Annotated in this window: 12 protein-coding genes; 9 read left to right on the forward strand and 3 right to left on the reverse strand. The window is 48.9% G+C overall.

Features of this window, described 5'->3' with window-relative positions:
* Window positions 1-13 precede the first annotated feature (13 nt).
* Window positions 14-2,437, forward strand: a complete 2,424-nt coding sequence (gene pheT / locus C7R94_RS12055; protein ID WP_106781350.1) for a phenylalanine--tRNA ligase subunit beta — start codon at window positions 14-16, stop codon at window positions 2,435-2,437.
* Window positions 2,438-2,519: 82 nt separating this feature from the next.
* Window positions 2,520-2,795 carry a cell division protein ZapA gene (zapA, locus tag C7R94_RS12060; RefSeq protein WP_007728510.1) on the forward strand — a complete coding sequence of 92 codons (276 nt, stop codon included), beginning with the start codon at window positions 2,520-2,522 and terminating at the stop codon, window positions 2,793-2,795.
* Between the two features lie 96 nt (window positions 2,796-2,891).
* On the opposite strand, the gene C7R94_RS12065 is transcribed toward zapA, so the two are convergent.
* Window positions 2,892-3,266, reverse strand: coding sequence for a phage holin family protein (locus tag C7R94_RS12065; RefSeq protein WP_047070996.1), 375 nt, complete (start codon window positions 3,264-3,266; stop codon window positions 2,892-2,894).
* A gap of 244 nt (window positions 3,267-3,510) precedes the next feature.
* Between C7R94_RS12065 and C7R94_RS12070 the strand changes: the two genes are divergently transcribed.
* The 6 genes from C7R94_RS12070 to C7R94_RS12095 all read left to right on the forward strand — a co-directional run bounded on the left by C7R94_RS12070 (window position 3,511) and on the right by C7R94_RS12095 (window position 9,662).
* A complete protein-coding gene (locus C7R94_RS12070; RefSeq protein ID WP_106781352.1) occupies window positions 3,511-5,868 on the forward strand; it encodes an endonuclease MutS2 in 2,358 nt (785 codons plus the stop codon).
* Between the two features lie 17 nt (window positions 5,869-5,885).
* Window positions 5,886-6,296, forward strand: a complete 411-nt coding sequence (locus tag C7R94_RS12075; protein WP_007728502.1) for a DUF350 domain-containing protein — start codon at window positions 5,886-5,888, stop codon at window positions 6,294-6,296.
* Window positions 6,297-6,577: 281 nt separating this feature from the next.
* The gene (locus C7R94_RS12080; RefSeq protein ID WP_047071000.1) at window positions 6,578-7,876 is read left to right on the forward strand and encodes a nucleotide sugar dehydrogenase; all 1,299 of its coding nucleotides are present in this window, start codon (window positions 6,578-6,580) and stop codon (window positions 7,874-7,876) included.
* A 145-nt stretch (window positions 7,877-8,021) separates the two neighbouring features.
* The gene (locus C7R94_RS12085; protein WP_106781354.1) at window positions 8,022-8,609 is read left to right on the forward strand and encodes a sigma-70 family RNA polymerase sigma factor; all 588 of its coding nucleotides are present in this window, start codon (window positions 8,022-8,024) and stop codon (window positions 8,607-8,609) included.
* Window positions 8,588-9,355 carry a DUF4179 domain-containing protein gene (locus tag C7R94_RS12090; protein ID WP_106781357.1) on the forward strand — a complete coding sequence of 256 codons (768 nt, stop codon included), beginning with the start codon at window positions 8,588-8,590 and terminating at the stop codon, window positions 9,353-9,355. The genes C7R94_RS12085 and C7R94_RS12090 overlap by 22 nt, the downstream gene beginning before the upstream one ends.
* Before the next feature lie 106 nt (window positions 9,356-9,461).
* Complete coding sequence (locus C7R94_RS12095; protein WP_012685372.1) at window positions 9,462-9,662, forward strand: cold-shock protein; 201 nt, start codon at window positions 9,462-9,464, stop codon at window positions 9,660-9,662.
* 382 nt (window positions 9,663-10,044) lie between these two features.
* Here C7R94_RS12095 and C7R94_RS12100 read toward each other — a convergent pair whose 3' ends face one another.
* Together C7R94_RS12100 and C7R94_RS12105 are read right to left on the reverse strand one after the other, a co-directional pair.
* The gene (locus C7R94_RS12100) at window positions 10,045-10,872 is read right to left on the reverse strand and encodes a M55 family metallopeptidase (RefSeq protein ID WP_016739026.1); all 828 of its coding nucleotides are present in this window, start codon (window positions 10,870-10,872) and stop codon (window positions 10,045-10,047) included.
* A gap of 162 nt (window positions 10,873-11,034) precedes the next feature.
* Window positions 11,035-12,168 carry a glycosyltransferase gene (locus C7R94_RS12105; protein ID WP_106781359.1) on the reverse strand — a complete coding sequence of 378 codons (1,134 nt, stop codon included), beginning with the start codon at window positions 12,166-12,168 and terminating at the stop codon, window positions 11,035-11,037.
* A gap of 210 nt (window positions 12,169-12,378) precedes the next feature.
* Between C7R94_RS12105 and C7R94_RS12110 the strand changes: the two genes are divergently transcribed.
* Window positions 12,379-13,728, forward strand: coding sequence for a glycosyltransferase family 4 protein (locus C7R94_RS12110; protein ID WP_106781361.1), 1,350 nt, complete (start codon window positions 12,379-12,381; stop codon window positions 13,726-13,728).
* Window positions 13,729-13,817: the final 89 nt, after the last annotated feature.

Raw genomic sequence — 13,817 nt, forward strand, 5'->3', positions numbered from 1 at the left:
AGGAGAGGCAAAGATGAAGGTATCGTACCAATGGTTATCTGAATACGTCGATCTGAGTGGAACGACGCCCCAGGAGCTGGCTGAAAAGCTGACTCGCAGTGGGATTGAAGTAGACGCAGTTGAATCGCGCAACGCAGGTGTATCCGGTGTTGTGATCGGTTATGTAAAAGAACGCAGCAAACACCCAGATGCAGACCGTCTCAACGTATGCGTCGTTGATGCAGGACAAGGAGAAGATCTGCAAATCGTTTGTGGAGCAGCAAACGTAGACAAGGGACAAAAAGTTCTTGTTGCCCTGATCGGTGCGAAGCTCCCAGGTGGTCTGAACATCAAGCGCTCCAAGCTGCGCGGTGTAGAATCCCAAGGGATGATCTGCTCTGCCAAAGAATTGGGCTTAAACGACAAGCTTCTGGCAAAGGATCAGCAAGAAGGCATTATGGTTCTGCCAGCGGATGCGGAAATCGGAATGGATGCCGTTTCATACCTTGGCTTGGATGACTATGTGCTGGAATTGGGACTGACGCCGAATCGCTCGGACTGCTTGAGCATGCTGGGGGTTGCTTACGAGGTAGCCGCTATTTTGGGCAAAGACGTGGTATTTCCACAAATCGAGCTGACCGAAAACGGCGGCGACAACCCGATCCAGGTTAAGATCGAAGCAACTAATGAAAGCTATCAATACCACGGGCGTCACTTCACCAACGCCAAAATCGCGACATCTCCGCAATGGATGAAAAATCGCCTGATGGCTGCGGGAATTCGTCCGATCAATAACGTGGTAGACGTAACGAACTACGTCCTGCTCGAGTACGGTCAGCCGCTGCATGCTTTCGATGCGACACAGGTAGCTGATCGCTCTATTGTCGTTCGATTGGCAAATGAGGGCGAAAAGCTCGTGACATTGGACGATCAAGAGCGTACGCTGGATGAGCAAACCTTGCTGATTGCCGACCAGACCAAAGGCTTGGCGATCGCCGGTGTAATGGGCGGAGCTAACTCCGAAATCACTGATGAAACGAGTGAAATCATTCTCGAAGCAGCTTGGTTCACGCCAAAAACCGTACGCCGCACAGCGCGTATGCTCGGCATGCGTACAGAAGGCTGCGTACGTTGGGAAAAAGGCGTTGACCAAGCGCGTGTACAGGAAGCGGGAGAGCGCGCCGCTTCGCTGATTCAGCAATTGTCTGGGGCAACGGTATCCAAAGGAATCAGTTCTGCTGTTGTAAGCGAAGCTGCGCCTGCTGTTGTTTCCGTTACGCTTGCAAAAATCAATCAGCATCTCGGAACCGACATGTCGGCTTCTGATGTATCGCCGATTTTCGAGCGTCTGCAATTCCCTTATGAAGTAGCGGGCGACAAATGGACAGTAACCGTACCAACAAGACGGGGCGATATTACGCTGCCAGAGGATTTGGTGGAAGAGGTTGCACGTCTGTACGGCTACGACAATATTCCGACCAGCCTGCCTTCTGGTTCGACCACACAAGGACAGTTGACAAAAGAACAGCAATTGCGCCGTACCATCCGTCATCATTTGATTGGTACTGGCATGAATGAAGCGATTTCCTATGCGCTGGTTCATCCAGATCGTGTCGAGGCAGTAGCGGGTCTGCATCAGGAAAAAGTAAACCCTGTTGCGCTCATGATGCCAATGAGTGAAGACCATAGCGTTCTGCGCACAAGCTTGATTCCAAGCCTTTTGGAAACAGTCGCATACAATAAAAATCGTCAAAACCACGATGTCGCGATTTTCGAATTGGGCCGCGTGTTCTTGACGAAGGAAGAAACACTTACGCAGCTCCCGGAAGAGCGTCTGTATGTAGCGGGTGCATTGACAGGACAATTGCTCACACAAAACTGGATGGGCGCTAAGCAGCCTGTTGATTTCTTCCAAACCAAAGGGATTGTGGAATCACTCCTCGTTCGTTTGGGTATCCAAGCTGCCGAGTACAAAGCTGTACAGGACATCGCAGGTATGCACCCGGGTCGTACTGCAGAAGTATGGGTAGGAGAAAAACGTCTGGGCTATCTGGGGCAAGTTCATCCGGGTACAGAAAAAGCGTATGATCTGTCCGAAACGTACGTATTCCAGTTTGATGTAGCTGCTTTGATTGATGTAGCTGCCGAGGTAGGACATTACAATCAGTTGCCGAAGTCCCCAGCGGTAACGCGTGACCTGGCTCTCGTTGTCGATCGCAGTGTAGCTGCTGGTGCATTGGAAGCAACGATTCGTGAAGCGGCAGGCGAGCTGCTTGAGTCCGTAACCCTGTTCGATGTATACATGGGTGAGCGAATTGCCCAAGATAAGAAGAGCATGGCATTTGCCCTGGTATTCCGTCACGCAGAGCGTACCTTGCAGGACGAAGAGATTCAACAAGTGACTACTGCTGTCATCGAAGCTTTGAAAAACAACACAGGTGCTGAACTGCGCATGTAACACAGCTTGACGAAATCTGACATTTTCAGTAACCTAAAAAAGGATAATGTAGAGCAAAGGTCGCAGTAGGGAGGTACCTCTCGTGCAAGGTGATGGGAAAAATCGTTTGACGGTGGACATCTTTGGCCAACAATACCGGCTCAGTGGCAAGGCAAGTGTCAATCACATACGCATGGTGGCCGGTTTCGTTGATGACAAGATGAACGAAATCGCAAACGGCAACCATCGACTGGATACTGCCAAAATTGCCGTGCTTTCTGCAGTCAATATCGCGGATGAATACTTCCGCTTGCGTCAGGAGTACGAAGAACTGCTGAAAATCATTCAGGAAGAGGCAAAGGCTAAACCGATAGATTAAGGAAAAGAGGGGCTTAAATGCCTCTCTTTTCACGTTCTGGGTAAAATGAGAAGAGCCACCCCGTTTTTGACGGGATGGCTCTTTGGCGTATTCAGCCTATGTCTCCTGCTTATTCCTGGCATCTCCATTGCGCAAATCCATATGGGTTTTGATCGGGATAAACAAGTCGATGATCCCGATCACCAAGGAAGCCAGAAGCGCTCCAAGTATCGTTACACGGAAGCCGGAGACGATGAACTGAGTGAGATAAATCACGACGGCACTGACCAAGAAGCCGATAATACCACGATTGTACGGCGAAATTCGATCTCCGAAAATGGCTTCTACGGCCCAGCCAATTAGTGCAATGACAACGGCCGCGAGCAGAGCAGTCCAAAAACTGCTAACCGAAAAGCCGGGGACCAGAAAGCCGACAAACATCAGGACTACGGCAGCGACGATAAAGCGAACGATATGGCGCATGATCGTCAAGTGTACTCCTCCTTTAGGGTTGTTTCACCTTTCATTCTCTCACGCTAAGAGTCGAACTATGCCAAACGAAAACGTGTAAAATTATCCTTCGCCTGTGGTGCTTAGTCCGGTGCTATCTGGTGCCCAAGTTTTCTAAGCTCCGCTGCCATGCTATAATGGGGAGATCGTAATGATTGCCGGTATAGACCGTCGCTCCCGCCCGCACGGTACAACGGTCGCCGCTGGATAAAGAAGGAGGAGCACAGTGGAACAACGGGTTTTAAAGACGTTAGAATACGATAAAATAGTCGCCCTGTTGATTGACAAGGCATCTTGCACATATGGAAAAGAAAAAGCGGCAGAGCTTGTTCCTTTTTTACGCTTGGATGAAGTGATAACCGCTCAGCAAGGGACAGAACAAGCAGCAACCGTGTTACGCCTAAAAGGCAGCGTGCCTCTCGGTGGCATTCGAGATATCCGCGGGCCTGTACAGCGCGCCAGATTGAACGCCATGCTCGCCCCGATGGAATTGCTGGATATCGCGAGCACCGTTATGGCCGGACGCAGGCTCAAAACGTTTTTGCTCGATATGTGTGAAGATCACGAGCTGCCATTATTGCAACAGCAGGCAGAGCGTATCGAAGGCCTGCGCGAGTTGGAAACCGAAATTCGCCGCTGTATTGATGAAAACGGAGATATTCTGGACAGCGCGAGTCTTGAACTGCGTCAGGTACGTCAGGAGATTAGACAACTCGAATCCCGCATTCGCGAAAAGCTCGATCAAATGACACGCTCGTCTACTTACCAAAAAATGCTGATGGAAAACATCGTTACGATTCGTGGGGATCGTTTCGTCATTCCGGTAAAGCAAGAGTATCGTTCAGTTTTTGGTGGAATTGTTCATGATCAGTCGGCATCTGGGGCGACGCTCTTTATCGAGCCGGAAGTGATCGTCGAGATGAACAACAAACTTCGCGAGCTTCGCCTGCGTGAGGAACGTGAAGTGGAGCGCATTCTGTACGTGTTAACAGAGCAAGTATCTTTTGCGGTAGAGGCTTTGGTCGAGAATACAGAAGCACTGACAGAGCTTGATTTTATGTTTGCCAAAGCTCAGCTTGCCTGGAGCATGAAGGCGATTTGCCCACGCATTAATGATCGCGGATATGTAAACATGCGAAAAGCGCGTCATCCCCTCATTCCACGAGAAGTTGTCGTTCCCGTAGATGTGGAGCTGGGTGGAGAGTATCAGGCGATTGTTGTGACAGGTCCGAATACAGGGGGGAAAACCGTTTCCCTCAAAACAATCGGACTGCTGTCCTTGATGACGATGGCTGGTTTGCATATTCCGGCAGAGGAAGAGAGCGAGATGACGGTATTCTCCTCCGTTTTTGCCGATATCGGAGATGAGCAATCCATCGAGCAGAGTCTGTCTACATTCTCGAGCCATATGACCAATATTATTCAAATCTTGGCGAAAATGGACGACAAGAGCTTGGTTCTGTTTGACGAGCTAGGCGCAGGAACAGACCCGACAGAGGGTGCTGCTCTGGCGATGTCCATCATCGACCATGTGATTGATTCCGGTGCGAGATTGGTTGCAACGACTCACTACAGTGAATTGAAGGCGTACGCCTACGATAGACCCGAGGTCATCAACGCCAGCGTAGAATTTGACGTACAGACGCTCCGTCCTACTTATCGCTTGCTCATCGGGGTTCCGGGCAGATCCAACGCGTTTGCCATCGCAAGGCGTCTGGGATTGCCAGAACACATCATTGATGTAGCACGTGGCTCTATCAGTGAGGAAGACAATCAGGTCGAGAGCATGATCGCTTCGTTGGAGCGCAATCGCAAGTCGGCGGAAGCAGACAGGTTGGCGGCAAAAGCGGCACGCGAGGAAGCGGAAGTGCTGCGTAGACAGCTGGAAGAAGAGCGCGCGCAGTTTGCAGAAGAGAAAAACAAACGAATGGAGCGAGCAGAAGACGAAGCGCGAATTGCCGTCCAACTCGCAAAAGAAGAAGCGGAAACGATCATTCGCGAGCTGCGCGAAATGATGGCAGAAGGCGTGGAAATTAAGGAGCATCGTCTCATCGATGCGAAGAAGCGCTTGGGCAATGCCGTTCTTGAGCTGGAAAAGGAAAAGGTGAAGAAGCCGGCAAAAGCAGTTCGCGCTACACAGATCAAGGTGGGCGACGAGGTAATGGTGACGAGCTTCGGACAAAAAGGAACCGTGCTGGAAAAGGTAAACAATGAAGAATTCCTCGTGCAGATCGGTATCATGAAAATGAAAGTGAAGCGCGATGATATGCATGTACAAAACTCCATCCAGCAAAAACCGCAAGCAGCTCCGTACACCTCTGTGAAGCGTCGCAGTGACAATATCAAGATGGATCTCGACCTGCGCGGCTATAATGTCGAGGACAGCATTCGGGAAATCGATCAGTTTTTAGATGATGCGCTGCTGGCAGGCTTGCACTCGGTCTCCATTATTCACGGACACGGGACAGGGGTACTGCGCAAAGGCGTACACGAGTATTTGCGAAATCATCGTAATGTAAAATCCTTCCGCTTAGGTGGTCAAGGAGAAGGCGGCGTAGGGGCTACCATTGCCGAATTGAAATAAGAGGTCGGGAGGGACATATGGAAAGCCTTCTGCACAATCCATATTTTGCAACTGCAGCTTATTTTACTGTGTCTGGACTGGCGATGGTTTTATTCTTAGCCATTTTTGAACTGGTGACGCGTTATCGTGTTTGGGAAGAATTGAAGCGTGGGAACATGGCAGTAGCAATGGCAACAGGCGGGAAAATTTTTGGGATCGCAAACATTTTCCGTTATTCCATTCAGGCACATTTGTCTTTGGGCGAAGCGTTGATTTGGGCGACATTCGGATTTTTCCTGTTGTTATCTGCTTATTTCATTTTTGAATTCATGACCCCTACATTTAACGTCGATCAGGAAATTGCAAAAGATAACAGGGCCATTGGTTTTATCGCGATGGTCCTGTCCATCGGTTTTTCGTATATCATAGGGGCATCCTTGCCTCGTTAGACGGGTTGAACGATATTTCAAACGAGAGTATAATTTGATTTGGCGAAAGAGTACCAAACTATTCTGCCCAATCAACGTCCTTTTTACGAAAAAGAGGACAAGCCAAGATTGTATGGGGGAGGAACAGCCTTGGAAACGTTGTACAAGGTCCTCATCGGATTGTGTGTGCTTTTTATCGCTGCAGGTGTTTACTACCTGTCCTAAAAATATACGCAAGTTGGCGGTGTGACTTCTACAGTCATACGGACCTAACTTGGAGAATGTGAAAGAGGAGATACGCAATGACTCAACCTGTACGCGTAGCTGTTGTGGGATTGGGGTTTGTAGGCTTGCCGTTGGCGCTTACCTATGCCATGAAAGGAGCAAACGTCATCGGTATTGACGTCTTACCGCATGTCGTCGATGAGATCAATGCGGCACATTCCCATCACCTGGAGTCCTATCAGGGGAAAACGTTGCCAGAGATCCTCAAAGAGCAGATTGAAGCAAAACGTTTCCGTGCAACGTCCTCGTACGAGGAAGCTGCTGCGGAAGTCCATAACTATATTGTAACAGTCGGATTACCTGTTCATAATGGCGATCCTGATCTCGGACCGCTGAAAAGCTGTGCACAATCGCTCGGTCGCGTACTGAAAAAAGGCGATACCATCATGATCCGCAGTACCGTCGTGCCAGGAACGACAGAAGACGTGATTCTCCCGATTTTGGAGGAAACAAGCGGTCTTGTTGCTGGTGTCGATTTCTACCTGACATATTGCTCGGAGCGAATTGCAGAGGGTCGTGCTTTTGAAGAGTTCATCCATATGCCGCTCGTTCTGGGTGGCATCAATGAACAAAGCGCTGAAAAAGGAAAAGAGCTGTTGTCCTTCATCAGCGAGACGGACATCACGATTACGGATATCCGTGTAGTCGAGACAGCAAAAGTCATCGAGAACATCCAGCGTGATGTGAACATTGCCATGGTACAGGAATTTGCTCGTTTCTCCGAGGCATTTGGCATCGATACGTTCGAACTGATCAAGGTTGCCAATACGCACACGCGTGTAAACCTGTTATCGCCAGGACCGGGTGTAGGCGGCTTCTGCTTGCCGAATGCACTGTACTACTTGCAGCCTAAGGCACGTGAATTGGAAGTAAACCTGCCGATTCTGCAACTGGCTCGCAACACGAATGATGCAGTCCCTGAGGTGTTGATTGGCATGCTCGAGGAAGCCTTGAAGAAAAATGGCAAGACATTGGCAGGAAGCCGCGTAGCTGTATTGGGGATGGCGATGAAAGACTTTTCCAATGACGACCGCGTAAGCCCTGTCCACGATCTGATCAAGCTGCTCATGGCAAAAGGAGTAGACGTTCGTTCCTACGATCCGGCTGTTCCGACTGTATACGATCACAAGGTTGACAGTCTGGACAAAGCAGTGAATGGAGCAGATGCGTTGTTCCTGACTGCTGTGCAAAAGGAATTTGCAGAGGCAGATTGGGCGAATGTTGCTGAAACGATGGCTGATGCGCCGATCCTCTTCGATACGAAGAACCGCATCCCGCGTGACCTTGTTAGCAAGGCGACTGTGATTCGCATTTAATTCTTAAACAAGTTCCACTGATTTGAATGCCAAAACCTCTCTAAACGCACGTACAAGCGTTTGGAGAGGTTTTTTTCATAAAGTAGTGAACCATATTGAACGAGAGAGCCAATACAAGGTGTATACAATTTCAGGGGGCCCTCCGATGAATGATCAAATGTTAGAACTGTGGCTGGACCGTTTGCTTGATGGAGATCAAGAAGCTTTTGAGGTGATCTACAGCATGACGCGGACAAAAATTTACGGTACCGTAGCAGCCATGGTCACGAATAAAGAAGATGTTCATGATATTGTAAGCGAAATTTACTATCAGCTATGGAGATCACTGCCTGCCTATGATCGCAAGCGTCCGTTTCTTTTCTGGGTTAATGGGATTGTCATTAGACAGGTGAAAAACTGGCGTAGACAGATTTGGAGAAGATTCCGTCTGTTAGAACGAAAACAGAGCTTGGAAGAAGAGCAACATGTCGAAACGCCGGATGAGCCAATGCTTGCGATGGAGTCTGCCACAGAAATGCAGCAAGCAATCCAAAAGCTGCCGTTCAAGCTGCGGGTCGTCGTGATTTATCGGTATTACTACGATTATACGTACGATCAGATTGCCGAACTGCTGCAAATACCTGTGGGGACAGCAAAGTCGAGAAATCATCTGGCATTAAAGCGAATCCGCGAGTGGATTGACGTCGAATGGAATGAGGAGGAACTCCAAACATGTCTATCGAAAAAATCATAAAACAGTCACTCACCAAGCAAATTGACGAAACCACGATCCCTGATGAACTCGACCAGCGTGTCAGGCAGTCCTTTCATCGCTATCACGAAAAAAAGGAGCCGGTAACGATGAAGAAAAAATTGGTTATGATGGGATTAGTTGCTGCTATTATACTGCCGACTGGAGTATATGCGGCTTTAAATGGAACCTCTTATTTTGCAGACAATCCAAAAGACTTGAACAGTTTGGTGGGTGAAGAGGTGAAGCGGGCAGCGGCAGAAGGGTTGTCCATTCCGATCGATCAAAAAATTACCGATCAGGGGATTACGATTCATTTTACGGAAGTGTATGCGGAAGATAGCAAAGTTCTGCTGCACTATCGCATTGAACAACCAAATGGAGAACTGGTGCCTTTCGAATTCGATACGACAGGCTTAGATGTGGTAGGCGAAGCAAATGGCAATCCTGTGTACCAGGATAAAGGCTCGGAAGGTACAACAAGTGTCCTCAACTTTATCGGGACCAGCAAAGAGGATTATTTGCCTTTCTACTTAACAGACGAGTCCGGTAAGGAAGTAGAGGTTGGAATAGCCGATCATGACAAGCCAGAGGGCGTTCTTGCCTTCACCACGCATGGATTCAAGCTACCACAGCCACTCACCTTAAATATCGATGTGAACCGGATCGGCAAAACAAAGGGCAACTGGAAGGGACAATTTATTGTGGACCAGAGCAAAGCCAAAGAAGCAACAGAGGCTGCGAAGTAGGAGAAAAAAGTTTAGTCACGTATAATAAGCCTCGTAAATGGCAATAGTAACCGAGGTAAGACAATATTTTAAATGTCATGTAAGGGTTACATGCTAGGAGGCAAAAATGGAACGTGGAAGAGTAAAGTGGTTCAACAGTGAAAAAGGTTTCGGTTTTATCGAGCGTGATGGTGGGGATGACGTATTCGTTCACTTCTCTGCTATTCAGGGCGAAGGGTACAAATCCTTGGACGAAGGGCAAGAGGTTGAGTTTGACGTAGAAAACGGTCAACGTGGTCCTCAAGCGACAAACGTTCGGAAATTATAAAAGCTGAAACGACAAGCAGACTCAGGTGATGGGTCTGCTTTTTTATTTGGTTTTAAGTAGCGGCAGTGTGGGAAAGAAGTGAATTTCCAGTCTACGCTTCGGCCTACGCCCTGCTGGGGGAGGGGACTGTCCGCTCCGGAATGAATGGCGGGAGCGCTTCAAACGTAGAAGTTTCGATGAAGGGTTTCATAAGTGAAGCTGAAAACCCCCGCCATTCATTCCTACGCTAAGTTGGGCTCCAGAGGCGCTAGGACTGGAAATTCACTTCTTTCTCAGTGGCTTTGGCTTTGAGAAAACAAATAAAAAATGAAAAAAAGATGCGAACAAAGATAACAGAAGAACGGAAGAACTGATTTCAGTCTTCCGTTCCACCATAACCATTTTAGAAAAACTCAGCACCCGACGCCAGGTTCAGCATGGCGCGCATCGTTTTGTACATATCTTGCGGATTGGCTGCATTGTAATAAACCGTGTTTGTTGCTGTTTCATAGCGCGTTCCCGGGACAATTGCGGCCATCTCGGCTTGTCCTGCATGGGAGAATTCCATCGCCAGCTCAACAGGTACAGCTGTACGGAAAGGCTGGATGTTATTCCGGTTGCGCAAGGCATTGGCCGTCTTGCGCTTCAGTTCAGCGGTCGCTTCTTCACGCGAGAGACAGATAGCAGCTGTGCGGGATACCGCTTCCTTCACGATCGCTGTTTGAATGCCTGGAATCAGTTCCTGTGCTTCGACGGCGATGAGATTATCACCAGACACCATGACAACAGGAACGTTGTGCATGCCCGCAATCGCGGCGTTAAAGCCGAACTCACCCACGACTTGTCCGTTGATATACATGTTGTGAACCACACCGGACATCGTATGACTAAGCACGCCGGGAATCCCTTGGCGGGTATGATAGCCGATAAACATCGCTGCATCAAAGCTCTCATCGATTCCCTGCATCATGGATGAATCGCGTGGAGAACCTGCCAACAGTCTCGCTTTCGGATGGAGCTTTTCCCAGAGAATGTTGTTCATCGTGTTGTGGCTGTCTGCTACCACAATTTCCGTTACGCCAGACTCAAGTGCAGCTTCAATAACCGCATTGGCATCATCCGTCATAAACTGGCGGCCGCGCTGATAGTTAACCCCCGAAGCCGGGTTAATATAGCTCGTATCCACAATGCCTGAAATGCCTTCCATGTCTACCGAAAGAAATAGTTTCATCTCATTTCACCCTTTCTGTCTGGTGCAGCTTGCTATACAAAATAGTTCCAATACATATGTAACCAGATTGATCATGAGTAGGCAACCATAAAAACAGATTCTTCAAACAAATCATATGAAAAAAGCACGATGCCCGCTGTTCGCGTTTCACCGTGCTTTTCGTCATTTCAGTAACGTACGATAAAGAGCAACAATTTGTTCGGTCATGGTTTGAATGGTAAAAGTGGACTCTACTTTGTTCAGCGCGTTTTTCACCATGGTCTCACGCAACTGTGGTGAAGTCCAAAGCTGTTCCATTGCTTGCGCCAACAAAGCTGGATTTCCAGGTTCAACGATCAGTCCCGTCTCGCCATCGAAAACAAACTCTTTCACACCGCCGACATTGCTTGCTACGACAGGGACCTCCGAAGCCATTGCCTCGATGATCGTATAGCCAAGCCCTTCGTAAAGGGAAGAGTGGACAAAGCCATCTAAGGCATGCAAGCACGCAGGAATATCTTGCCGAAATCCGGCAAAGCGAACGAGCGATTCCAGCCCCAATTCTTTTACCTTGGCTTCGAGCGCAGTACGTTCAGAGCCGTCTCCGATCAACACGAGATAAGGGGCCTCTCTCTTGTCCGACACAAGCGTATGAAAAGCATCGAGTAGAATGGGGAGACCTTTAACGGGAACAAAGCGAGCTGCTGTCCCGAACAAAAAGGCGTCCTCTGGTATGTTCCATTCCGCACGCAGTCGATTGCGGTCATTCTCCCGTAAATGGTTTTGCCGATAAGGCTTCATGTCCATTCCGTTATAAATCACGCTAATGTCGGACGAGCGGACACCCTGCCCCCGCAAAATATCGGCAATGGCACCACTGATCGCGATATAATGACGGTTCCAATGTCTCGTGCTCATTTCCATTATGCTGACGATGGCATAGGCCAAGGAGCTTGTATAATCATAACGGAGTGAGCTGTGAACGGTGGTCAGCAAAGGCAACTTCATACCGCGAGCTGCCAATCGAGAAAAGAAATTGGCTTTAATCCCATGCGTATGGATAATCGCTGGTTGGAATGTGGCAAAGGCATTCCGCAGAGCCTGCAGCAATCGTAAGTCAAAACGTCCGAACTGATTCAGTGTAATGACCTGGATGCCTGATTCCCGCAATTTACGCGCGAAGAGAGAATCATAGAAGCATACGACTGCGACTTCTACTTCGTCGACTGGAAAAGTAGTGACCAAATTGAGAATATGTTGTTCAGCACCGCCAAATTCCCCCCCGCCAATCACGTGGAGGACTCGTAATTTGCTCATCTGAATTCACCCGAATCGTAATTAAAAAACAACCTCTACCGAGGTATGTACATGGAGGCACGACCGAATAGGGGGTGTGCCGAAAAATGAACGATCACTTATAAACAAAGCCATTTTCACTATAGCAGATGCCTGGTAGATTCGCAATAAGACAGCACTTATGGTATCGTTGATGATGGAAAATTGAAATGGAGAAGGACGGTTACCTAAATGAATACGCACAACGTGTTGATCATATGCTACATATTTCCTCCTATTGGGGGAGGCGGCGTGCCAAGACCGTTGAAAATGGCCAAATATTTGGGGGAGTTTGGCTGGAATGTCCATGTGCTGACAGTAGATCCTGCCTATCACGCGACGCTCGATCCATCCCTTTTGGCACAGCTTCCGAGTGATGTTACTATTCATCGGGCGAAGGAGTGGCAGCTGCTGCCGAATCGAGGGGGACAAGCCGCTTCAGCAAGTGCCAATACGACGTCCGCACCATCACAGCCGTCGTTTAAGGCGAAGGTAAAAAAGCAGGTCGTCCATGTGCTGAAAAAAGTTAAGCCATACTTGTTGATTCCAGACGACCAAATCCTGTGGATGCCGAATGCGCTCAAGCTGGGGCGAGAAATAATGCGCCGTGAAAAGATCGACGTGATTTTTTCTACATCGGGACCAGTAACGAATCATTTAATTGCGAAAAAGCTTTCCCGTGAGTTTGGCTGCAAATGGGTAGCGGATTTCCGTGACCCGTGGACGCAAAATATGCACACCTCTGGCATCGAATGGCGAGAGCGCATGGAAGAGCGAATGGAGGAGGCGGTTATGTCGCAAGCGGATGCGATCACGACCGTTACTGCGACCTTCGCCTATAATTTTCGCGAGAAGCACCAGGACCGCATCAAGCGGATGGAGTTAATCTACAATGGGTTTGATCAGGCTGATTTTCAAGGATTGGCGCCCAGCCATGCTGTTCCGGACAAATTTCATGCGGTGTACGCAGGTATTTTGTATCAAAAGCGCAACCCACGACTACTCCTGCAAGCCATCCGGGAACTCATCGATGAAAAAGCCGTAGACCGAAATGATCTCCTGCTCAGCTTTGCCGGGGTGTTCGATTATCCGGGGTATTCCGAAAATCGGGACTGTGTGGAAGCATTGGGGCTGGGTGACATCGTTAGAGTATTGGGGAACCTGCCGCATAAAGAAGCGCTCGGACTGATGAAAGGTGCGAATGCCCTTTTGCTGATCGGGGATGTGTCCGCTGACGCCGGAGCATATATTCCGGGCAAGCTCTACGAATACATGGGAATTGGCAACCCGATTCTTGCTCTGAACAAAAGAGGCGAAGCGACAGAGATTATTGAAGATTTCCGTCTCGGACAAGTAGCCGATCCTGAGCAAAAAGACGAGATCAAGCAAGCATACCTGAAGCTGTATCAGGAATGGAAAGCGCAAGGACAAACGGGTAGCGAGGAACGCGGAGCGGATTTTGCAGAGCGTGTGAAACCGTACGAACGCCGTGAACAGGCGAAGCAACTGGCGCAGTTGATGGATGAACTGGTAAAGAAATAGGACAGCAAAACCCCGGAGCAAATGAAGGCTGCGGGGTTTTCTTCGTGACAGATATACTTCTTCTGCTTCAAAATAAAAGGACCTGACGA

The organism is Brevibacillus sp. NRRL NRS-603, assembly GCF_003013445.1.
Lineage (GTDB): Bacteria > Bacillota > Bacilli > Brevibacillales > Brevibacillaceae > Brevibacillus > Brevibacillus formosus.

Bases quoted from the DNA above. Each gene is read 5' to 3' on its own strand.
- C7R94_RS12090 (WP_106781357.1), top strand. From the start codon at position 8,588: ATGTCTATCGAAAAAATCATAAAACAGTCACTCACCAAGCAAATTGAC.
- C7R94_RS12085 (WP_106781354.1), top strand. From the start codon at position 8,022: ATGAATGATCAAATGTTAGAACTGTGGCTGGACCGTTTGCTTGATGGA.
- C7R94_RS12110 (WP_106781361.1), top strand. From the start codon at position 12,379: ATGAATACGCACAACGTGTTGATCATATGCTACATATTTCCTCCTATT.
- C7R94_RS12100 (WP_016739026.1), bottom strand. From the start codon at position 10,872: ATGAAACTATTTCTTTCGGTAGACATGGAAGGCATTTCAGGCATTGTG.
- C7R94_RS12075 (WP_007728502.1), top strand. From the start codon at position 5,886: ATGGAAAGCCTTCTGCACAATCCATATTTTGCAACTGCAGCTTATTTT.
- pheT (WP_106781350.1), top strand. From the start codon at position 14: ATGAAGGTATCGTACCAATGGTTATCTGAATACGTCGATCTGAGTGGA.
- C7R94_RS12080 (WP_047071000.1), top strand. From the start codon at position 6,578: ATGACTCAACCTGTACGCGTAGCTGTTGTGGGATTGGGGTTTGTAGGC.
- C7R94_RS12095 (WP_012685372.1), top strand. From the start codon at position 9,462: ATGGAACGTGGAAGAGTAAAGTGGTTCAACAGTGAAAAAGGTTTCGGT.
- C7R94_RS12105 (WP_106781359.1), bottom strand. From the start codon at position 12,168: ATGAGCAAATTACGAGTCCTCCACGTGATTGGCGGGGGGGAATTTGGC.